20 protein-coding genes and 1 pseudogene are annotated in these 22,180 nt (G+C 64.9%); 10 read left to right on the top strand and 11 right to left on the bottom strand.

The genetic code is table 11. The features are described 5' to 3' along the window. The first annotated feature begins 54 nt into the window (after positions 1-54). From Q8814_RS08990 to Q8814_RS08965, 6 genes are all read left to right on the top strand, one after another. Positions 55-951: a TauD/TfdA dioxygenase family protein gene (locus Q8814_RS08990; RefSeq protein ID WP_330151665.1), complete on the top strand. Its 897-nt coding sequence runs from the start codon at positions 55-57 to the stop codon at positions 949-951. 58 nt (positions 952-1,009) lie between these two features. After that, entirely contained in the window at positions 1,010-2,062 is a 1,053-nt protein-coding gene (locus tag Q8814_RS08985; RefSeq protein ID WP_330151664.1) for a BKACE family enzyme, read from the top strand. A 142-nt stretch (positions 2,063-2,204) separates the two neighbouring features. Continuing rightward, positions 2,205-3,569 (top strand): MFS transporter, encoded by a 1,365-nt coding sequence (locus Q8814_RS08980; RefSeq protein ID WP_330151663.1) that lies wholly within the window; start codon positions 2,205-2,207, stop codon positions 3,567-3,569. A gap of 201 nt (positions 3,570-3,770) precedes the next feature. Next, positions 3,771-4,364, top strand: a complete 594-nt coding sequence (locus tag Q8814_RS08975; protein ID WP_330151662.1) for an RBBP9/YdeN family alpha/beta hydrolase — start codon at positions 3,771-3,773, stop codon at positions 4,362-4,364. A gap of 90 nt (positions 4,365-4,454) precedes the next feature. Continuing rightward, the gene (locus tag Q8814_RS08970) at positions 4,455-5,213 is read left to right on the top strand and encodes a CoA transferase subunit A (RefSeq protein ID WP_330151661.1); all 759 of its coding nucleotides are present in this window, start codon (positions 4,455-4,457) and stop codon (positions 5,211-5,213) included. 1 nt (position 5,214) lies between these two features. Continuing rightward, a complete protein-coding gene (locus tag Q8814_RS08965; protein WP_330151660.1) occupies positions 5,215-5,868 on the top strand; it encodes a CoA transferase subunit B in 654 nt (217 codons plus the stop codon). A 104-nt stretch (positions 5,869-5,972) separates the two neighbouring features. On the opposite strand, the gene Q8814_RS08960 is transcribed toward Q8814_RS08965, so the two are convergent. After that, entirely contained in the window at positions 5,973-6,392 is a 420-nt protein-coding gene (locus Q8814_RS08960; protein ID WP_330151659.1) for a DUF7144 family membrane protein, read from the bottom strand. Between the two features lie 268 nt (positions 6,393-6,660). Between Q8814_RS08960 and Q8814_RS08955 the strand changes: the two genes are divergently transcribed. Next, complete coding sequence (locus Q8814_RS08955; protein ID WP_330151658.1) at positions 6,661-8,085, top strand: MFS transporter; 1,425 nt, start codon at positions 6,661-6,663, stop codon at positions 8,083-8,085. Between the two features lie 226 nt (positions 8,086-8,311). Here Q8814_RS08955 and Q8814_RS08950 read toward each other — a convergent pair whose 3' ends face one another. From Q8814_RS08950 to Q8814_RS26530, 5 genes and pseudogenes are all read right to left on the bottom strand, one after another. Beyond that, positions 8,312-9,526, bottom strand: coding sequence for an AI-2E family transporter (locus Q8814_RS08950; protein WP_330151657.1), 1,215 nt, complete (start codon positions 9,524-9,526; stop codon positions 8,312-8,314). 364 nt (positions 9,527-9,890) lie between these two features. Further along, the gene (locus Q8814_RS08945) at positions 9,891-10,712 is read right to left on the bottom strand and encodes a class II glutamine amidotransferase (RefSeq protein WP_330151656.1); all 822 of its coding nucleotides are present in this window, start codon (positions 10,710-10,712) and stop codon (positions 9,891-9,893) included. Between the two features lie 124 nt (positions 10,713-10,836). Then, entirely contained in the window at positions 10,837-11,274 is a 438-nt protein-coding gene (locus Q8814_RS08940) for a PLDc N-terminal domain-containing protein (protein ID WP_330151655.1), read from the bottom strand. Positions 11,275-11,406: 132 nt separating this feature from the next. Continuing rightward, positions 11,407-12,081, bottom strand: coding sequence for a cation:proton antiporter domain-containing protein (locus Q8814_RS08935; protein WP_330151654.1), 675 nt, complete (start codon positions 12,079-12,081; stop codon positions 11,407-11,409). Positions 12,082-12,142: 61 nt separating this feature from the next. Then, positions 12,143-12,619: pseudogene (locus Q8814_RS26530) on the bottom strand (cation:proton antiporter domain-containing protein); the annotation flags it as partial. A 588-nt stretch (positions 12,620-13,207) separates the two neighbouring features. Between Q8814_RS26530 and Q8814_RS08930 the strand changes: the two are divergent. Continuing rightward, positions 13,208-15,877 (top strand): LuxR C-terminal-related transcriptional regulator, encoded by a 2,670-nt coding sequence (locus tag Q8814_RS08930; protein WP_330151653.1) that lies wholly within the window; start codon positions 13,208-13,210, stop codon positions 15,875-15,877. 114 nt (positions 15,878-15,991) lie between these two features. After that, positions 15,992-16,216 (top strand): hypothetical protein, encoded by a 225-nt coding sequence (locus tag Q8814_RS08925; protein ID WP_330151652.1) that lies wholly within the window; start codon positions 15,992-15,994, stop codon positions 16,214-16,216. Between the two features lie 150 nt (positions 16,217-16,366). On the opposite strand, the gene Q8814_RS08920 is transcribed toward Q8814_RS08925, so the two are convergent. The 5 genes from Q8814_RS08920 to Q8814_RS08900 all read right to left on the bottom strand — a co-directional run bounded on the left by Q8814_RS08920 (position 16,367) and on the right by Q8814_RS08900 (position 21,027). Next, the gene (locus Q8814_RS08920; protein WP_330151651.1) at positions 16,367-17,755 is read right to left on the bottom strand and encodes a DUF2252 domain-containing protein; all 1,389 of its coding nucleotides are present in this window, start codon (positions 17,753-17,755) and stop codon (positions 16,367-16,369) included. A gap of 270 nt (positions 17,756-18,025) precedes the next feature. Then, entirely contained in the window at positions 18,026-19,798 is a 1,773-nt protein-coding gene (locus Q8814_RS08915; RefSeq protein ID WP_330151650.1) for a glycoside hydrolase family 15 protein, read from the bottom strand. Between the two features lie 85 nt (positions 19,799-19,883). Continuing rightward, the gene (locus tag Q8814_RS08910) at positions 19,884-20,081 is read right to left on the bottom strand and encodes a DUF4177 domain-containing protein (protein ID WP_330151649.1); all 198 of its coding nucleotides are present in this window, start codon (positions 20,079-20,081) and stop codon (positions 19,884-19,886) included. 127 nt (positions 20,082-20,208) lie between these two features. Further along, on the bottom strand, positions 20,209-20,376 hold the full coding sequence (locus tag Q8814_RS08905; RefSeq protein ID WP_330151648.1) for a hypothetical protein: 168 nt from the start codon (positions 20,374-20,376) through the stop codon (positions 20,209-20,211). Positions 20,377-20,490: 114 nt separating this feature from the next. After that, positions 20,491-21,027, bottom strand: coding sequence for a hypothetical protein (locus tag Q8814_RS08900; RefSeq protein WP_330151647.1), 537 nt, complete (start codon positions 21,025-21,027; stop codon positions 20,491-20,493). 390 nt (positions 21,028-21,417) lie between these two features. Here Q8814_RS08900 and Q8814_RS08895 point away from each other — a divergent pair, with 390 nt between their 5' ends. Further along, positions 21,418-21,852 carry a DUF7144 family membrane protein gene (locus Q8814_RS08895; protein ID WP_330151646.1) on the top strand — a complete coding sequence of 145 codons (435 nt, stop codon included), beginning with the start codon at positions 21,418-21,420 and terminating at the stop codon, positions 21,850-21,852. Positions 21,853-22,180: the final 328 nt, after the last annotated feature.

The raw sequence follows: 22,180 nt of genomic DNA, 5'->3' as shown, positions 1-22,180 counted from the left end.
CCCGTGATCACCCGCCACCACAATCGAACCTCGATTCTTCTAGGAGACAATGCAATGCCTGTCACGATCGGAACGCCCCGGCGGACACGAACGGTGTCCCCGTTCCGGGTGGAGCCGTTGACCGCCACCATCGGCGCGGAGCTGTTCGACGTGGACCTGGGCGAGGTTTCGCGCGACGATGCCCTGTTCGCCGAACTGCGCTCGCTATTGCTGCGCCACAAGGTGTTGTTCCTGCGCGAGCAGGACTTCACCCGTGCCGAGCACGTCGCGCTGGCGGAGCGGTTCGGACCCTTGGAAGATCATCCGGTTGCGGGCAGCGACCCCGACCATCCCGGACTGGTGCGGATCTACAAGGACGTCGACAGCGCGCCGGAGCACTACGAAAACGCCTACCACTGCGATGCCACGTGGCGGACGAACCCTCCGATGGGTTCGGTGCTGCGTGCCGTGGAGATCCCGCCGATCGGCGGCGACACCATATGGGTGGATATGGCTCAGGCTTACGCGCGCCTGCCGCAGTCGGTGAAGGACCGGATCGACGGACTCCGTGCCCGGCACAGCATCGAGGCCAGTTTCGGTGCGAACATGCCGGCGGAGGCACGCCGCGCGCTGCATGAGCGGTTCCCCGACGCCGAGCATCCGGTGGTGCGCACCCATCCGGAAACTGGGGAAAAGATGCTGTTCGTCAACGCCTTCACCACCCATTTCGTCAATTACCACACTCCTGACAACGTCCGCTTCGGTATCGACTACGCCCCCGGCGCCGGGGATCTGCTGCGCTATCTGATCAGCCAGGCAGCCATCCCGGAGTACCAGGTGCGGTGGCGCTGGACTCGTAACAGCGTTGCCATCTGGGACAACCGATCCACACAACACTATGCGGTACAGGACTATTGGCCCGCAGTGCGCAAGATGGAACGCGCCGGCATCGTCGGCGACGCCCCCTTCTGACGCGTCCCCCATTTCTACCCCTCACCAACCACTCAACCCATCTGATCGGAGCATTACCATGCATTTCCACGACGACGCCCTGTTCCCGGAAACCCAGGAGAAGCTGGTCATCACCGTCGCTCCCTATGGCCCCGAATGGGACATCGACGACTTCGCCGAGGACCTGCCACTGACCATGGACGAACACGTGCAGAAGGCAGTGGACTGCTACGACGCCGGCGCCACCGTGCTGCACATCCACGTGCGTGAACTCGACGGCAAAGGCTCCAAGCGGCTCTCGAAGTTCAACGAGCTGCTGGCACGACTGCGTGAGGCGGTGCCCGAGATGATCCTGCAGGTCGGCGGCTCGATCTCGTTCGCACCCGAAGGTGAAGGCGCGGACGCGAAATGGCTCTCCGACGACACCCGCCACATGCTCGCCGAACTCGACCCCAAGCCCGATCAGGTCACCATCGCGATCAACACCAACCAGATGAATATCGTCGAGCTGATGAGCGCCGATGACATCGCCGGCACTTCCTTCGAACGTCCCGAGGTCTACGACGCCTACCGCGAGATGACCGTCCCGGCGGGGCCGGGCTGGGTCGAGGAGCATCTGCGCCGGCTGCAGGCCAACGGTATCCAGCCGCACTTCCAGCTCGCCAACGTCGCTCAGCTGGAGACCGTGGAACGGTTGATCCGCCGCGGCGTCTACACCGGCCCGCTGATGGTGACCTGGGTCGGTATCGGCGGCGGCTTCGATGGTCCCAACCCGTACAACATGATGGAGTTCATCCGCCGCACACCCGACGGCGCGGTACTCACCTTGGAAACCCTGATGCGCAGCGTGCTGCCGGTCAACACCATGGCCATCGCGATGGGCCTGCACGCCCGCTGCGGTACCGAGGACACCTTGTGGGGTCGCAAGGGCGAGAAGATGACCTCTGTGGCCCAGGTCGAACAACTCGTCCGCATCGCGAACGAGCTCGGTCGCGAGGTCGCCACAGGTAAGGAAGCCCGCGAGATCTACCGGCTCGACGAGCGTTACACCAGCGCCGACGAGACCCTCGCCAAAATCGGCTTCGCCCCCAACCGCCGCCCCGGTCAGCGCGGTTTCACGCAGCACGCCTGACACGGCATTCGCGTGACCCACGGGGCGCGACACCACACCGGGTGCCGCGCCCCGCCCGGACACGCGAAGCCCCTACTCCCACCGATTACCGGCGCTCAACCGTCGCGCTTCACCCCTCATCCCCTCAGCTTTAGGAAAGATCATGCCGCCTATCACCACCGCCGCGCCAGAGAAGGCTGTGACTGTTTCGGCGCCGCCGCGCCGCAGCGGACGGTCCCGGCTCTACCCATGGCTCGTCTTCGCGCTCACCTTCGGGCTGTTGTTGTCGGACTATATGTCCCGACAGGTCCTCAGCGCCGTATTCCCGTTCCTGAAAGCGGAATGGTCGCTCTCGGATTCGCATCTCGCGTCGCTGAACAGCGTGGTCGCGTTGATGGTCGGGTTGCTCACCCTGCCGCTGTCGATCCTCGCAGACCGATGGGGCCGGGTGCGCAGCCTCGTCGTGATGGCCGCATTGTGGAGCGCGGCCACCATGTTGTGTGCGGTGGCGGGTTCCTACGAGCAGATGCTCGGCGCCAGGTTCCTGGTCGGAGTCGGTGAGGCCGCCTACGGCAGCGTCGGTATCGCGGTCGTGCTCAGTGTGTTCGCGCCTCGACTGCGGGCTTCGCTTTCGGGTGCGTTCATGGCCGGCGGCTCGTTCGGGTCGGTGATCGGCGTCGCATTCGGCGGGGTCATCGCCGTGCAGTTGTCCTGGCGCTGGTCCTTCGCGTCGATGGCGATCTTCGGGCTGATCCTGGTTGCACTGTTCTGGTCGCTGATCAGCGAGCGCAAGCTCGCCCGCCACGCAGTCCACGACGACCATGCGAACACTGTCGACACCGCGGCGACCGCCCCGAGCACGCTCGAGCGTGCCCCGATCTCGAGCCTGTTCACCAACCCTGCGGTGCTGTGCGCCTACATCGGCGGCGGGCTGCAGATGTTCACCGCAGCCGCGCTGATGGCATGGCTGCCCAGCTTCTTCGGCCGCTCCTATGGGCTGGCCGCGGACAAGGCCGCCGCGATGTCTGCGATCTTCGTGCTGCTCATCGGCGCCGGCATGATCGTGTGCGGCATCCTCGCCGACCGGGTCGCCCGCATCGACCCGGCCCGCAAGTGGACGGTCGCAATCGCGGTCAGTCTCGCCGCTGGGGTACTGCTGATCATCGGGTTCCAGCTGCCGCACGGCCCCGCGCAGTTGGTGTTGCTCGGAGTGGGTGCGTTCTTCTCCGCCGGCTCTACCGGTGCGGTCACCGCGATGGTCGCCAACCTGACCCACCCCACCGTGCGGGCGTCGGCGTTCGGCACCACCACCCTGGCCAACAGCCTGCTCGGACTGGCCGCAGGCCCGTTCGTGGTCGGTGTCCTCGCGGACAGGATCGGCCTCGCGAATGCTCTGCAATTCGCGCCGATCGTCTACCTGGGCGCGGTCGCGGTGTTCCTGGTCGGCAAGCGCGTCTACCCCGCCGGCATCCGCAAGCTCGCCGCCCTGTCCGCCGCGCCCGCGCAGCAGACCGAAGCCGTCGAGTAAGCCGGCCGTCCCACGACGTGACGGCGGGGAGGACACCGTGAACGGCCGGCGAGCACAACTGCCCGCCGGCCCACGTCCTCGCCATCGTCGCCCGGCCCACCGGCAAACGCCTCCAAACGTCTGGGTGCGCAGAACTCACCAGCCTCGATGCCGCCGCAGTCTACTGAACCCCTTTCCCTCCGAACGACTTCCGGAGCTCGTATGAACAACTCTCATTCTCCCACCGTGGTTGTCGTCCCCGGTCTGCGCGACCATGTCGCCGACCACTGGCAGACCCTTCTCGCCGAACGCCTCGACAAGGTCCGCACCGTGCCGCCGCTCGAACACGACAAGTTCAGCCGCACCGCCCGCGTCGCCGTCCTCGACAGCGTCCTGCGTGAGATCGACGGACCGGTGGTCCTCGTCGCCCACAGCGCCGGCGTCCTGATCACCGTCCATTGGGCCCAGAACCCGAGCCGTCCGATCCAGGGCGCACTGTTGGCCACCCCGGCCGACGTGGAACTGCCCCTGCCCGACGGCTACCCCACCACCGACGACATCGACCGCGGCGAGTGGAACCCCATCCCCCGCCGAAAGCTGCCGTTCCCGAGTATCGTCGCCGCCAGCCGCACCGATCCGCTCGGCAACTACCGCCGCATCGCCGGCATGGCCGAAACCTGGGGCAGCCGACTCGTCGACCTCGGCGACGTCGGGCACCTCAACCCCGCCGCCGGTTACGGAAACTGGCCCCGCGCCGACGAACTGCTGCGGGAAGTGATCGAAAGCACCGCCCCGATCTCCCCGGCGCAGATCTGAATCCGGCCGCAATCCTGCATCGCCAACTCGACTGTCCCTGCCCGTCCCCACCCACGTCCCCACAGCTTGGTGCCCCTTACGGAGAAAGACTTGACCACACATTATCCAACCGCGGCCGCGGCGGTCGCCGACATCCCGTCCTGCGCCTCCCTCGCGGTCGGCGGGTTCGGCCTGTCCGGCATCCCCGATCAGCTGATCTCCGCGCTCGCCGCAGGAAAGGTCACCGATCTCGAGGTCATATCCAACAACTGCGGCACCGACGGCCACGGACTGGGAATCCTGCTCGGTAAGGGAAGAATCCGCCGAGTGACCGCCTCCTACGTGGGAGAGAACAAGGAATTCGCCCGTCAGTACCTCGCCGGCGAACTCGAGGTCGAGCTCACCCCGCAGGGCACCCTGGCCGAGAAGCTGCGCGCGGGCGGTGCCGGCATTCCGGCGTTCTTCACACCGGCCGGAGTCGGCACCCCGATCTCCGAGGGCGGCCTGCCGTGGCGCTATAACACCGACGGATCGGTGGCGGTCGCGTCGCCGCCCAAGGATGTCCGCGAGTTCGGCGGCAGGCGGTACGTGCTCGAGGAATCGGTCACTGCGGACTACGCCCTGGTACATGCCATGCGTGGCGACACCGACGGCAACCTTGTGTTCAGTAAGGCGGCGATGAACTTCAACCCCCTCGCCGCGACGGCCGGCCGCATCTGCATCGCCCAGGTCGAAGAGCTTGTCGCACCGGGCGATATCGATCCGGAGCAGGTACACCTGCCAGGCATCTTCGTCGACCGCATCGTGCACACCGGCGTACAAGACAAGAAAATCGAAAAGCGCACCGTCTCGACGGTGAAGGGAGCCTGACATGACCACAGCCACAGACATCCGGACCAGAGGATGGTCGCGCACCGAGATGGCCGCCCGCGCCGCAGCCGAGCTCTCGTCCGGCGAGTACGTCAATCTCGGCATCGGACTGCCTACGCTGATTCCGAACTACCTGCCCGAGAGTGTGAAGGTCACCCTGCACAGTGAGAACGGGATCCTGGGCACCGGGCCCTATCCCTCCGAAGACGAGGTCGACCCGGACCTGATCAACGCGGGCAAGGAAACCGTCACCGTCAATCGCGGCGCATCGTTCTTCGATTCGGCCACCAGCTTTTCGATGATTCGCGGTGGCCACGTCGGCACCGCCGTGCTCGGCGGCATGCAGGTCTCGGCCACCGGTGATCTGGCGAACTGGATGGTGCCCGGAGCCATGGTCAAGGGTATGGGCGGGGCAATGGATCTCGTGCACGGCGCCCGCAAAGTCATCGTGCTCATGGAACACACCGACAAGCACGGAAACTCCAAGATCGTGAACACGTGCACCCTGCCCCTCACCGGGCAAGCCGTAGTGCAGCGCATCATCACCAACCTCGCGGTCATCGATGTCGCCGACCGCGGCCTGATCCTGCACGAGTGTGCCCCCGGTGTCACTGCCGAGCAGGTCCGTGCCGCTACGGCCGCACCCCTGGCCTGACATCGCCGACTCCCTGCTTCATCAGGGACATAATTCGAGTGGGGCCTTCCACGTCACGGTGGGCCGGCAGGCGCCTTGTCGCACAGACCATTTGATTTTTCATCTCACCGTGCGACGCGGCCTTTCCGCCCGCTTCTTCCGTGCCGAGCCGAGACGGCCCAGATCACCACTGCGTTGAGCGCGATGATAGTGATCGCCCACATGGGGTAGTAGGGCAACCAGAGGAAGTTGACGAGGATGGAGACGGCGCAGATCACCATGGCGCCCACATGCGCCCAGGCGGCACCGGCGAACAGCACGATCCCGATCGCGGTGACGATCACGCCGAGCACCAGGTGGGTCCATCCCCACGCGGTGAGATCGAACTGGTAGGTGTAGTCGATTCCGCTGACGATCACCTCGTCCTTGGCGATCGCGGACAGACCCTGGAGTACTTCGAGGACACCGACGGTGACGAGCAGGACCGCCCCCTCCCTCGCGGTCCCTTGTCTCGTATCGTGCTCGACCAGAGATTCTTCGGACATGACCGTTCCCTTCCCGGGCAAGGCGTGAAGTGTTCCGGCGGAAGCCATTGTCCTCCGGACCAGCCGGTGACGGCGGCACTTCGCGGCAGGAGTGGGGCCCGCGAGGTCGTCGCCGGAGGTCACCACCGCCAACCACCGACCATGGCAGGTTACGGCGGGTAGGGTGACTGAGCAGCAGATCCCACGTGCGAAACGGCCCGTTTACGGTGCCGGTCTCGTGGGAGTGCGTCGGAGTGTTTGACATAGACACGACCCGGACAGGTGCGAGATGGCTCGAGAAGATCAGGCCGATCAGCGTACGGCAGCCTTGCGCCGGATTTTGATCCCGCTGGCGTTGGCCCAATTCATCTGCAGCTTCGCCGGCTCGAACATGAACGTGATGATCAACGACATCAGCGAAGACCTGGATACCAGCGTGCAAGGGGTGCAGGTCGCGATCACCATCTTCCTGCTGGTGATGGCGGCGTTGATGATCCCCGGGGGCAAGCTGACCGACAAATACGGACGGAAGCGGTGTTTCACCGTCGGACTGGTCGTCTACGGCGTCGGCGCCGCCATGAGCGCGGCCGCCCCGGGTCTGGGTGTGCTCATTCTCGGCAATTCGATTCTCGAAGGAGTGGGCACGGCGCTGCTGATCCCCCCGGTCTACATCCTCACGACCCTGTTGTTCACCGAGGTCACCTCGCGGGCCCGCGCCTTCGGTGCTATCAGCGCAATGGGCGGCATCGGTGCCGCTGCCGGTCCGCTCATCGGCGGACTGATCACCTCGGCGATAAGCTGGCGGGCGGCGTTCGGGTTCCAGGTCCTGGTCATCGTGGTGATCTTGTGGCTGGCCCGCAACATCACCGATCCGCTACCCCCGGACCGCACCCGTCCGTTCGACATCGGCGGGGCAGTCCTCTCGGCGGTCGGTCTCGTCCTGGTGGTTACCGGAATTCTGGCCGCGGACAACAACGCCTGGTTGATGATCGCCCTGATCGTTGCGGGTGCCCTCGTGCTCGTGTGGTTCTTCCGGTCGGTGCGCGCCAAGGAACGCGCCGGGAACGAACCGTTGCTCTCGACCGCACTGTTCCGCAACCGCACCTCCAACCTCGGTCTGGTCACCCAAAACGCCCAGTGGCTGCTGCTCACCGGCGTCTCGTTCGTGGTCGCGGCCTACCTGCAGGTCGTGCGGGGTTACGACGCGATCGAGACCGGCGTGATCTTCACCGCGGAGACGGCGGGCCTGCTGGCGGCCTCCCTCGCTGCCGAACGGTTCGCCAAACGGCGCGCGCAGCGCACCCTGATCCTCGCCGGCTTCCTCGTCGTGATCGGCGGCGTTGCCGTCCTGCTGGCGCTGGTGAGCGGCACTCCGAACGTCTGGGCGTTCGCGCCGGGACTGCTGCTGATCGGGCTGGGCCTCGGTGTCATGCTCACCCCCTCGGTCAACGTCGTGCAGTCGAGTTTCGCCGAGCATCTACAGGGTGAAATCTCCGGCCTCTCGCGCAGCGTGTCCAATCTCGGCTCCTCCCTCGGCGCCGCGGTCGCAGGCACCGTCCTCGTTGCCGGCATCACCTCTACCCCCGAACGCTCGTACGCACTCGCCATGATCGTCCTCGCGGCCGTCGGCTGCGTCGGGCTCGCCGCCGCCGTGTTCTTGCCCCGAACTTCGCCGGTGCCGCAGGACGACCAACCCACGTCCCCGACCACATAGCTGCTATCACCGATCGAATGGCAGCGTAGGATCCGGCTTCGCCTCCCCACCGGCACCGTCGACGCACCGCCCCTGACGGAAACGACAGTCCGGGAGTGATGAAAGAGAAGCACAGCGAACGGGTCTCGACGCTCCCCTGAATCTCGTCCTTCCGCGTGAGGAGATCTGCAATCACGGATCTGCGGCGGCGTTGCGTTCGAGGTCCACGAAAGGGTCGCCACCGACATCAACCGCCACGCGTTCGAGGGTGCCGCCGGTGAACGCCCCCGTGCGCTGGCGGGACAGTCGTCGGTGAGTCGTCACGGCTCGCCCCGTCATCCGGCTCGGCAGCGAGGGCGTCCCCGCCCGGTTCGTCCTGTACCGGGGCGCCGACATCGAATTTCGATGTGCTGGTGAGCAGAACCTCCGCCCATCGTGTCGCTGGATCGATGTCCACCAGCATTGCCTTGCCGAACAATGTCAACGGTATCGCCAGGATCGCCCCCAGAGGTCCGAGCACCCACGTCCACAGCACCAGTGAGAGAAACGTGAGCGTCACCGTCAGCCCGACGGCGTCACCGACGAACTTGGGTTGAATCACCGACTGGATGATCACGTTGATCACGCTGTACACGGCGATCACCCACAACATCAGCACCGGACCCCCGTCGAGCAAGGCCAGCAACGCCGGTGGAATGAGACCGATGACGAAACCGACGTTCGGAATGTAGTTGGTGACGAACGACAGCAAACCCCACAGGATCGGCAGGGGTATACCCATCAGCCATAACGCGCCCGCGTCGATCACCGCGACGATCAACCCGAAGACGGTCGAGACCACGAGATAGGAGCGCGTGCCGTGGGAGAAGAGCGCGAACGCCGAAGCGATGTCGGGTCGGATCCGATTCAATGTATTCAGTCGCCACGTGTATGTGGCCGCGTCGACGGACATGAACCACAGCAGGGCGAACAGGAAAACCAGATTCGAGAACACCGCGAGCGTGCTTGCGAGAATCGTGCCGACCAGGTCCGTCACTTTGGAGATATCGATTTGGGCGAGCATCTGCTGCACCTGGTCCGAGCCGATGCCGTATGACATCAGCTGGGACTGCACGGAATCGACGAGGTCGTCGAACTTGTCGGAATACTCCGGGAGCAGGGTTGCGAGTTGGGCGATCGAGACCACCAAGGCGAGCACGAGAATTCCCAGGATCCCCCACAGCGCGACGAGCGCAACCGGCAGAACCAGCCATCCCGGCCACCCCTTGCGTCGCAGCGCATTGGGCAACGGCTGTACTGCGACGGCGAGTATCAGTGCGAGAAACACCGGGCCGACGACGTCGGCAAACACCCTCATCGCAGCGAGGACGATGACCAGGCTCGCCCCGCCGAGCAGCACAATGACGCCACGCGGCATCGCCCATTTCGGCGCACTTGCCGCAGGCGCAGGTACCGGAAGCATCGCTACCTACTCTCTTCGTAGTCGCAACCACAGAACGTTGGCAACGGACGATCGAAAATCCCACGACGACGATTACGACACCACGCGCCCAGGTCTCATCGATTATCAAGACCACCCCGGCGAGCGCTGACAAATGCCGACCAGGAGATGGATTCCACCCCACGCGGTGATACCCGATGTGTGCATGTGTGCCAGACAAAGATCCCAGCGGCGATCGCGGCATACCCGACGAAACCCTGTTCGACGATCGAACTTTCGAGCACGGCGGTACCCCTCATCTCGGGTTGCAACGATCCACCACGTGCTGATGGGGCACTCCTCCCCGATGCCGCCCGTGCACTCGACCCGCTCGAGTAGTGCGACCTCACGTCGGAGCAAGCGGCCGGAATGCCCGGATCTCGTTCCCACCCGGCCCAACCCTCCCGGCCGAGGATTCCGGCACTTCGTTCCACGCGCCTTCGAGGTCCCGCAGGGGCTCGGACACCACGAAGCGGGTCTCCCCGCCCAGCTCCTGCAGAACCTCGACCTCGGGATGGAGCGCACGCAGCGTCGCGATCTCGGTGGAGAAGAACAGCGACCGAGAGTGCCGCTCGCTGGAATACCGGAATACCCAAAGCGATTCGCCGTCGGTAGTCGCGACGGTCATCTGCACGGGATTCTCCACCCCGTGCGTGCGGCCCACCTCTTCGACGAGGCCGACCGCACGGGCCACGGCAGCGAAGGGATCGTCGACAAGACCGAATGTCAGGGCGAGGTAGAACAACATTTCGGAATCCGTCGAGCCCTCCATGTCGAGAAACAAGGCCGGGTCGACGGCCAGTAGCAACTCGCGCCTCATCTCGTGGAAGCCGTGTAGGACACCGTTGTGCATCCACAACCATCGCCCGTGCCGGAAGGGATGGCAGTTGCTGCGCTGGACCGGCGTCCCGGTCGAGGCCCGCACGTGCGCCAGCAACATCGGGGTTCGTACCTGACGGGCGATTTCCCGCAGGTTCTCGTCGTTCCAGGCCGGTTCGATGCTCTTGTACACCGCCGGTTCGGTGCCTTCGCCGTACCAGCCGACACCGAAGCCGTCACCGTTGGTGGTCGTCGCTCCGAGCCGTGAGTGCAGACTCTGATCGATCAGCGAGTGTTCGGGTCGGAACAACAGGTCCGCGGCGAGGATCGGCTCACCCGAATACGCCATCCACCGGCACATTGCACACCTCTCAATTCAGTAGAACCGACGCTGTCCGGGTTATGTCGAAAGCCGCCACACACGCTGGTCGACCCGGCCGACTTCCACACCGCGATCAGCTCGGTTGCGGCACTCATGGTGTCCGCGTGGTGAAAGAAGCTTCCGCCGAATGCGTTCCGCTCTGGGGTTGCCCACTGAGCGCCTGCGCTTTGAGAAGCTCGAACTCGCTCTGGTCGATCGTTCCTCCATCGAGCAGAGCTTTTGCCTCGGCGATGTCCTCGGCAGCGGACTTGCCGGCCACCCCTCTGATGTAGTTGTCGGTCGCCTGCTTGGCCGCGGTACGTTCCTCGAGCTGCCGTTCCGCCATGCCGCGACCTCGGGCAATGAGGTAGACAAACACCGCGAGATAGGGCAGCACGATCAAGAAGATGATCCAGGCGGTCTTGCCGAGACCGGAGGTGGTGCGGTCGCGGAACAGGTCACCGAAGATGTGGAACAGGAGCATCAGGTACGCGACGAACGCGAACACCATCAGCGTGTACCAGAACAGGTCCCAGAATGAATCCAACATTGTGTGACTCCTTTTACGAGTGCGGTCGGTTCCGCTGTGAACTACTGAAAGCAGGTCGCAGGGGGGGGCAGCCTTGAACACCGCCATGACTACTCGGAACCTCCCTTCCTGCAGTAATCGCCCTTCCAGCGGTCATCGTGACGCCGCTGGAGGCACGTTTACCGGTTCGGAATGCAGCCCCAACCGTCGGGTCGAGGTCAGTCGCACCGTCACCTTCTCGGGTGCGTCGTCGGGCAGGCCCGCTGTCCATCGGCTGTACCTCGCGGCCAGCGGGGAGGCACTGAACCCGTGCGCGAGGATCGACAGCAGCACGGTGACCGAGGCAATGTCCACCAAGTGATCACCGACCGCGGTCCGGCCCAGCCCTTCGAGCGCGATGAGAGCGAAGATCACGGTGGCCAACCCGCGGGGGCCGAACCATCCGACGAACAGCACGGTCCGCAGCCCCCATCCGTGGCCGGCCATGGCCACGGCGACGGGAATGATCCGGACCACGGTCAACGCACCGATCGCGATCGCGTAGGTGCCGACGGTTGCGTCGGCGAGGGCCGGTCCCACCATCGCCGCACCGAAGGCGATCCACACCACGTAGGACGCGAGAATTGCGTTGGTTTCGGTGAACTCGGTTTGTACACTCAGTTCTTCGCGGGTGATGTATCCGAAGAACATGCCGCCGACGAACGCGGCGACGAACCCGTTTCCCTCGATGGCGACGGCCGCGAAGTAGCAGAGCAGCGCCAGCGCGAGGACCGCAACTTGCTCGGAGAGCGGTGAGCTCCATTCGTGGTCGCGGCACCACCGCACCACGATGCCCCCCCAAACCCCCGACGACGACAGCCACCACACAAGCGATCGACAGTGACCACGCAGCGTCGACCACCCAGTTCTGACCCCCCAACTGCCCCGATTCGGAGGCCACGACCACGATGAGCACGGTCACGACCGGTGTCGCCAAACCGTCGTTGAGGCCGCTTTCCACATTCAATAGTCTGCGCACCCGGGACGGCACACGCTGATCATTGACCACGGCGGCGCCGAGTGCGGCGTCGGTCGGCGCCAGCAATGCTGCAATCAAGGCAGCCGTCGCCCAACCGTGCTCGGGAAATATCGAGAACGCAAGCAGGGTCCCCACGACCAGTGTGAGTGGCAACCCGATGAACAGCAGTCCGGCGGCGGGACGAGGATCCCCCCCGACATCACGCAAGCGCAGGTGCGAGGCGTCGGCGAAGAGGAGAAGCGCCAGGGTGATCTCGGCGACGACCAACAGCCACGGCGCATCCGCAGATATCGGGACGAGTCCGAACCCGGTGTCCCCGACCAATACACCGACGGAGACGAACACCATCGGCGCGGTGACGTTCGCACGATCGAGTCGGCGGGCTGCGATCGAGTAGACGAGCACCGCCCCGATCAACAGAAGTGGGATCGCCGAGTGGATCGCGTCGTGATCGTCCATCGCTCCTCGTTTCGGCGGTGCACCGCCCTGTTCGCCGGTCCCGAGTGCACGGTAGGCTCCTCCGCCGAGGTCGGTGCTCATCCGTTCCGGGTGAGGCCCGACCCCCGCGACACTCGTGGATTTCCGGGTTCCGAGGGCCGCTCAGAACCTCCCGTCACCGCGTGTCGTCGAGTGCGACGCACCAGCCTGGGGTCGGACCTTCAGTCCAGGCACGCGATTGCCGGCTCGGTTCTCGGTCGGACAGTGGGTGATACGGCATCCGTTCCTGCTCCGACGGTTGGTAGCGGTGGGCATCGTGGTCGGCGAAGGGCAGTGCTCGCGTGGGGTCGCGACGGCGCGGGACGTCGTCGAGCAGCAAGTACGAATGCTCGGGAGCGCGACTGCCGGTCTCATCCCCCGAAAAGGGTGACCGACCACGGTTCGGCGGAGTTGAATAAGAGCGCAGTTCCCGAACTGTCCTCAGGACCTCGATAACCCATGCAGAACCGCGAAGTTTCCGACAGCACCGACGTCCCCCGGCACCGGCGCCTGAAGTTTTCCGGCGACCCCATCCTCGCGGCGCGGTTCGCCGTCCCCACGGCAGGAAGAAACCTCGTCCCCAGACCCGCGTTGCTCGAGCGCCTCACCGCCGGGGTGCAGGGGCCACTGACGCTGATCAACGGGCCGGCCGGTGCCGGCAAGACGGTCCTGGCTGCCCAGTGGGTGACCGCAGACGACGCCCCTGGGCCGATCGCATGGCTGACCGTGGAACCGGGCGACACCCCCGGCTTGTTCTGGGCATACCTGATCGAGGCGTTGCACCGCCACGGGATACCGCTACCACAGGTGGGCACCCCGGCCCGGGCCGAGGACGCTGATCAGTCCCTGTTGGTCCGGCTCGCGGACGCGCTGGCCAATACGCCGGACCCGGTGGTGCTGATTCTCGACCAGCTCGACGCGACCTGCGCCGCGGAGATCACCGCGGGGCTGCATTTCGTGCTCGAGCACGCCGCCGGCGGATTGCGCCTGGTGCTCACCGCCCGAAGCGACCCGCTACTGCCACTGCACCGCTACCGGGCGTCCGGTGGCATCACCGAGATCCGCAATGCCGACCTGGTGTTCACCCGTGCCGACACCCGACTGCTGTTGCGCGAGCACGGACTCGACCTTCCTCCCTCGTCCCTGACGTTGCTGATAGAACGCACCGAGGGCTGGGCAGCGGGTCTACGCCTGTCCGCATTGGCCATGCAGGCCGGCCCCGACCCCGAAGAGTTCATCGGCGAATTCGCCGCCGACCGCACCGCGATCGCCGACTATTTGCTCGCCGAAGTCCTCGAGGTACTGCCCGCCGAGACGCAGACCCTGCTGCTGCGCGTCTGCATCACCGAACAGATCCACCCCGAACTGGCGGACATCCTGACCGGCCGACGCGATGCCGCCTGGACCTTGGCCGGACTAGCCCGCGCCAACGCGTTCGTCGAGCGGGTCGACGGATCACCTTGGTACCGACTGCATCCCCTTTTTGCCTGTGTACTACGCGCACATCTGCGGCACCGGCACCCCGGCCTCGAATCCCACCTTCATTCCCAGGCGGCGCGGTGGTTCGCCCGCTCCGGAGCCCTGGCCACTGCCGTTACCCATGCCGCCATCGGCGGCGACTGGCAGTTCGCCACCGACCATCTGGTCGAGACCTTGGCACTCGGCCGGCTCTTCACCGGCCTGGACACCGAGAAGCTACGCCGCGTATTTTCCGCCATGCCGGAGAATCTCCCCGGCGCGGCCCCCGCCTTGGTGCGAGCCGCCTGCCGCCTCGCCGACCACGACCTCGCCGACTGTGATTCCGCCCTTGCCCGCGCCGACGAGTATCTGCGCGGCTGCGCGTACCTGCCACCGCGCCTTGTTCGTGCCTTCCTCGGCGTCCTCGCCGGGCGCGTAGCCGGCGACGTGGACGCGGTACGGCAGTCTGCGGCCGAAACCGACCGGCTTCTCCACGAAATCCCGCAGCGGTTGATCGAGCAGCACCCGGAAATCACGGTGATGGTGCTGGTCGGCCTCGGATCCGCAGAACTCGGCGCTGGGCACCTCGACCGCGCCGCGAGTGCACTCGACGCCGCAATTCAAGCGTGCGGGCAGGCCGGCACCGAGCAGATGCTGTGCGATGCGCTGGGCTTGCTCGCCCTGGTCGAGCTGTTGCGGGGGCGGCTGCGGCGGGCGGAGAACCATTCGCGCCGATCGATCGCGCTCGCCGAAGAATCCGCGTTGCCGCCGGGCAATCCGACCGTGCCGAGTCACCTCGTGCTGGCCGGTGTCGCCACCGAACGCGACGATCGAGTGAACGCGCGCATTCATCTCGACCTGGCCGGGTACTCGGTCGGACAGGACCTCGAACCGACTGTGGCCGTGGCAGCCGCGGTGATCGGTTCCCGGTTGGCCACGACCGACGGGGACTGGAAGATCGCGCTCGCTCTTCTTCACACTGCCCGCGCGTCGCTGGCGCGGCGGCGCCCGGCGGCCTGGACGATGGACGAACTGGCTATCGCCGAATCGTCCGTGCATCTCGCACAGGCCGACGTGCGCGCTGCGCTGGCAGTGCTCGACGCCGCCCCCTCCGACAGACCCGAGCACATCGTCGCCCGCACCCGGGCGTTGCTTGCGGCCCGTCACGACGACGCCGATGCCTTGAAGGACCTCGCCGAGCTGCGGGCGGATAAGAACACCACGGCAACCCTCCAGGTGCAGGCGTGTCTGCTGCGCGCCCGGTCGGCCGTCGACAATGGTCACAGCGAGGAGGCGCGTCGTCTGGTGCGCCAGGCATTCGGGCTCGCGCGTCAGGAAGGGCTGCGGCGGGTCTTCGTCGAAAGCGGTCCCTGGGTTCGGAAACTCCTCGAGCAGGACCCGCAATTGGTGACCGGGCACGGTTGGTTGCCCGCCGAAGCACCTGCGTCCTCTCATGCCGCGCCACCGCTCGCAGCGATCCCACCGCTGACCGAGCGCGAAGACCAAGTCTTGCGGCAGGCGGCGGCGATGCTGACCACCGACGAGATCGCGACCGCGCTGTCCATCTCCACCAACACGGTCAAGACCCACCTGCTCAGCATTTACCGCAAGCTCGGGGTCACCCGCCGCCGCGAGGCCGTCCACCGGGCTCGCGAGCTCGCGCTCTTGTAATCCGCAGCTCCCCCGAATCGGGCGATGCCCCACGTCCGAGTGACGCCGAGGATTGGGAGGTAGAGGCCCCACGGCTCGGGTTCCGCGAATCTCGGCTCCGCGAAATGAGTGCCCATGCGTTATGAATTCCGGATCGCCGGTCTGGTGTCCGCGGCACTCGCCGAGGCATTCCCCGAACTCCATCACACCGCCATGTCGGATCAGACTCTGTTCTACGGCACGGTCGTCGACGAGGCCCATCTCTACGGACTACTCAACCGTTTTCAATCGCTGGGTTTACATGTCGTGGAGATGCGGCAGCTGCCTGAATCCCGCGCCGGTCCACGTTCCAGTGGGTGAGGTGCCCCCGAGACGTCGGCCGGCGATTGCTCGGCGGCGTGGTGGACCTGGTCGGCCCACAGGGAGGACAAGTTGTTCACGACCATGGGAAGCGCTACGACGACCGACACCAGATCCGATGTCTCCTGTCATCGGAGGAATTCCTCGCCGTCAGATCCCCGTGTGTGCAGTAATCCGGCCGTTTTCGATCGCCTGGCACAACGCAGCATGATCACGCTCGTTCTGGTCGGCATAGGACTCGCCGAACCTGGTGAGCGCGTCGTCGAAGTCCTCGTCCGATCCCAGGTATCCGGCTATCGAGAACCGGTCGCCCGCCCGCGCGTGCGCGTGGGCGAGCACTCGGGCGCACAACCGGCCATAGAGAGACATCAGCTCCGGCGTCATGGTTTCGATGACGGCCGAGCCCTTGCCGTCACGCAGCTGACGGATGTAGAAGTCTCGCTGCACGCCGTCGATGCCGGGGCCCTGCTGCCAGCCGAGGAGAATATCGCCGGTCGCCTGCATCAGCTTCTGCCCGGCCACCACCCGCTCCCCCTGATTGACGAACGAGGGACCATCGACATATGCCGCCAGGACCGACGGCTGCGCCTCCTTGGCCTGCAAAAACAGTGGATCGTCGCCGAGACCGCGGAGGAGGAGGACCCAGGCCCGGGTCCCGACACTGCCCACACCCACCACCTTGCGCGCCATCTGCAGGAACTCGAACCTCTCGAGCAGGATGCGGTAGTGGGGTGGCAAGGTCTGCCCGTATTCGCGGAGCCGGCCGATCATTTCGCGAGTGACCGCCTCCGCATCGTGGGCAGAGAGGAGCTCGTCGATCGGGACGATCAGCGGCGGCATACTCACGATCCGCGGTATGCCGTCCACCCGAGTCGTCAGCTTGGACAGCGCGGACACGCTGTCGCGGCTCCGCGACTTGTCGAGCGTCTTCCGAATACGTTTGCGCATCGACGAATCGAGCACGGAGTGCAGCTCGGTCACTTCCTTCTCGGCATCGATGTGCGAGTACCACACTGCCAGCTCACTGCTTTCCGCTTGGAATGCCATCGTCTCGCGGTACTCGGTCGCGCACGCACGGGCGATCCGTTGGCGTTGCTTACGTCCGAACCCGTTGACACGGCCGGCGACGACAAGGCTCGTAATGAGCCGCTTGACATCCCATTCGAACGGTCCGGGATAGGTTTCGTCGAAGTCGTTGAGGTCGAACGCGAGTGCGCGTTCCGGGGTCGCGAAGAGCCCGAAGTTGCTCAGGTGGGCGTCGCCACACAGTTGGGTGTGCACACCGGAGGTGGGAGTGCGGGACAGGTCGTCTGCCATAACCGACGCGGCGCCGCGGAAGAACGTGAACGCGGAGACAGCCATCCGCCCGTACCGGACCGGGACGAGATCAGGTACCCGAATCGCCGCCTGTATTTCGAGCAACTCGACCGGGTCACGGCCGTGGACCGAATCGTGTTCGGCAAGGGCGGCAAGTGGGGTTCGGCGCCGTGCCGCTTCGCCGTATTCGATACGATCGGCGCGGGTGTCTCGATCTGTCATGGCATGGTCCCTCGGTTGGGTCACCACCTCGGACGGGTTCGGTTTCCAGCCTTTGCGTCCGCGTCGTCGATTGCATCCTCCGAAACAGGTGACGCCCTATGGGGTCCGCGGTCGCAGACCGCAGTACGCCTCGATGCGATCGAGTACGGCTTCCCGGTTCTCTGCGTCCCGGATGACGGCAGTGACAAACAGATAGATCTGATCGACCTCGTACCGGTGTGCCGTGAATGCCCGCCATCTGCTGGGCGCTGCTAGGTGTACTCGCGGGCATCATCCTCCGGCGGTTTCAGCGGCAGCGATGGCATAGGCCGCGCCGATGAGTGTCAGGTGGCTGAATGCCTGAGGGAAATTGCCGACCTGGCGAGCGCGCCCGACGTCGTACTCCTCGGCAAGCAGTCCCAGATCGTTGCTCAATGCAGTGAGTCGTTCGAACAGCGCACGAGCCTGATCGACACGACCGTTCAAGGCCAGCGCACTGACCAGCCAGAACGAACACGCCAGGAACTGGCCTTCGTCGCCGGGCAGGCCGTCGTCGGTCCGAGCCGTCGAGTACCGCGAAACGAACCCGTCGCGTCCGAGGTCGCGGATGACCGCGTCGATCGTGCCGGTGACCCGATCGTCGGTGCCCGGCAGGAACCCGACGAGCGGAATCGTCAGCACGCTGGCGTCGAGCTCGTCCGATCCGTAGTACTGGGTGAACGTGTTGCGTCGAGAGTCGAAGCCGCGCTCACACACCTCGTCGTGGATACGGTCGCGCAGCTGTCTCCAGCGTTCGACCGGCCCTTCGAGGTCGTATCGTTCGACCAGGCGAACCGCGCGATCGAACACCACCCAGGCCATGACCTTGGACTGGGTGAAGTGACGTCGTGGCCCGCGCGTTTCCCAGATCCCGTCGTCGGGCTCGCCCCAGATCGACTCGACGTATTCGACGAGGGTGCGCCAGCGCGGCCACAAACGGGGGTCGACCCGTCCCACGGCCTCGGTGCTCAGAAAGGCGACTCCGATCAGTTCGCCGTAGACGTCGAGTTGGAATTGTTCCGACGCAGCGTTGCCGACGCGCACCGGCGCGGAGCCCTCGTATCCCGGCAGGTGGGGCAGGTCGAACTCCATCAGTCGCCGCTCACCACCGATGCCGTACATGATCTGGATCTTTGCGGGATCTCCCGTTCCGACCCGCTGGAGGAAGTTGCGGAACGAGAACGCCTCCTCGGTGTACCCGCCGGCCAGCAGGGCTTCCAGCGCAAGCACCGAGTCACGGATCCAGCAGTAACGATAGTCCCAGTTGCGTACCCCACCGATGTCTTCCGGAAGGGAGGTCGTCGGGGCTGCGATCAGCGCGCCGGTTGTCTCGAAGGTCATGGCCTTGAGCACGATGAGAGAAGTCAGCACCTCGTCGCGATATGGTCCTGCGTACTCCAGGCGGTCGCTCCACTCGCGCCACCACGCCTGTGTGCGCGCCAGCGCCGAATCGGCGTCCTCGATCAACGGATCAGGACCGAACGAGTTGTGCCAGCACAGCGTGAATCGCTCGCGCCCACCTTCGTTGACGACGAAGTCCGCGGTCGCGTTACCGTCCGCGAACTGCACGGGTACCGCGGTGCCGAGCCGGAACGAGTCCGGTCCGGCGACGACCAGGACACCGTTGGCAGCAGGTTCGATCCACGGAGTGATCTCGCTGTAATCCGGCCGGATCGACAGGTTCATCCGCATCGAAACCCGACCGCGCAAGCCCTCCACGATCCGCATCAGCTGCGGAGGCCCGTCACCACGACGAGGCATGAAATCGATGATTCGGACCGCGCCATCCGCGGTCTCGATATCGGTTTCGAGGATGAGCGTTCCAGCGCGGTACCGACGCGTGATGTCCACACTCGCACCGGCCGGACGAAGACTCCAGTGCCCGTGCCGATCGTCGCCGATCAGGGCGGCGAAGCAGGATGGGGAATCGAACCGGGGCAGGCACAGCCAGTCGACGGCACCGTCACGGCCGACCAAGGCCGCGCTCTGCAGATCTCCGATCAGGCCGTAGTCCTCGATACGCATCGTGTTCTCCCATTCTGTCGATCGAGTGGCATGTATCGCCCCCACGGCAATTCACGGCGATGAGGCACCCACGGCATGCTGTCCATCAGCCTTCGCGTTCGAATGTCACGAGCAGTCCTTCGACGCCCCCGGGGCCGAGCCGTCCCTTGATGTCCGCCGAAGTGATCGCTTTCAGTCGCCAACCCTGGCGCGCCTGTTCGTTGATAAGCCGCTCGAGTTTGTCTCCGGACATCTTGCCGCCGAGCATCTTTTCGCGGACTTCGATCACCTTGTACGTGTACACGGTCGTCTCCTCCAAATTGTCGGATATGTCCGCAGCGCTGGTGCGGGTGCCGCGGGGGTGTCGAGCAGCAGGAAGACGGGCGGTCGGCTCACACTCGAACTCGATTCGTCGTCTGTTGTAACAACCGCTATCTGCACAGGATGTTCACTCGGTGGGCGTGGCCGAGGGTTTCGGCCGTCCCGGCAACCTTGGTAACTGCGGCGATCGGACGTGCCGACAGGTTTCGGTCGATCGGAGCATGCCCGGACTCGAACAGCAGGTCCTCGACGAGGATCGGATCGACCGAGTAGTCCATCCATCTACACACCTCCTAATTTGACCACACCGACACAGTCCTCGGTTCGGGAATAGAAAGGGCGGCCGCCACCGCCCAACAGTTCCGAGGGGCCACCTCGAGACGCTGCGGCTCTCAGTGGGTAAACAAGATCTTCACGATCACGACGGCGGTGGCTACCACGGTCAAAAGAACAGCAGCGACAACCGAAGCGCGCGTGGGACTCTCGCCTTTCAATCGGCCGATGACCCACACGATGCCCCCTATGCGGACCAGCACAGCGACCTCCGCCACGATCTGGGCAGTCCTCGGCTCGATCCATCCCAGAAGACCGATCGCCAGAATTGTGCACGGCAACACTGCGGAACTCAGAATTGGTACGGAATTGCGCAACTCGCGTAATTTTTCCGCCCGGGTCAACGCACTACGTTCTCGCACACTCTGGCCCACGGCTTCGGCGAAGACGTGGGCGACGAATGTGGATAGAGCCGTACCGAGAACGACAAGGATCCCGACGTGCTCATCCGACGTGGTGACCGGCACGAGCGCCGCAAGCACGAGGATGTTGCCGTAGATATAGGCACTGATCCGACTTGCTGCGTTCTCATTGTCCAGTGGCCGACGGTGCGAGAACAACGGTCCGTGCAGCAGCGCGTGCGAATCGGTTTCCATCGGTCGTACTTCCTTTTGCAGCCGGATCGGATCGGTGCTCCGCAGCCCACATTTTCATGACACGCTCGTGCATCGTGCACCGGTTGATCGAGTAAATCGGTTCGACCTGCGGTATCGGGCTCGTAGTAGAAAGAACTCGTCGTAGAAAGAATGACAGTGTGGGCCACTGTTGTCGACGCCCACCGGATCCCCGTTCATGACCGAGTCGGGTCCATATCGAGTCGTCCGCTCTCGTCCTGCGACTTGCCGATTGCGGGCATCCGGCCGTACGACAGGGACCGGCAGTCAGCGCAAGCGCAGTCCGTCGGACAGGATTGGTCCGCATTCTTACCTGAGCCGAGGTCGTCGGCGCATACTGAGGCTGTCCTATTCGACCTGCGAGGGGATGTCATGACCGGAGACATGGGTCAAAGACAGGGAAGCATCGGCGTCAAACAGGGCATCGCCGGGGGAATCTCGATCGGAGCGGCGGTCATCCTGATTACCGTCGGCATCGTGCAGCTCTTCCAGGGAATCGCGGCGGTGGCCGAGGACGAACTCTTCGTCCGAGGCCAGGAATACACCTTCAAATTCGACTTCACCACCTGGGGATGGATCCACATCGTCATGGGTGTGGTGATGGTGATTGCGGGCATTGCCTTGATGACCGGCGCAACGTGGGCACGGGTGACAGCGATCATTATCGCCGCGCTGTCGATATTGGCGAACTTCCTATGGTTGCCGTACTACCCGTGGTGGTCCATCTTGATCATCGCGCTCGATGTAGTTGTGATCTGGGCCGTGTCGACCTGGCATTCGCGCGCCGACTACCAAGGCGCCACCTGAAGATGACGTACACAACGGGATTCAGACTTTTCGTCCGTCGCTCACCCGACTCGGCGGTGGAGGGGAAGCATCGGAATCACCTCAGACGACCGCCGGCAGACGGCCGGCGGCCGCCAGTCGACGGCCGGGAACAATTGTCGGAATACTGAATACCACTGCGACGTAGGCTTATTCGAATACGTCCGGAACTCTCTGCACAATGAGGTTTTCTCAGTAAGTTGATCTTGCTGGGATGGGGTCGTACCGGATCACGAAGGGACGCAGGGCCCCTGGTAGGACTGGATTTGCGAAGATCGAATCCGAACCAGAGGGCCCCACGTGATCACCT

It is taken from the genome of Rhodococcus chondri, from assembly GCF_036327435.1.
Taxonomy (GTDB): Bacteria; Actinomycetota; Actinomycetes; order Mycobacteriales; family Mycobacteriaceae; genus Rhodococcus; species Rhodococcus chondri.
This window is presented reverse-complemented; position numbering and strand designations above follow the sequence as displayed.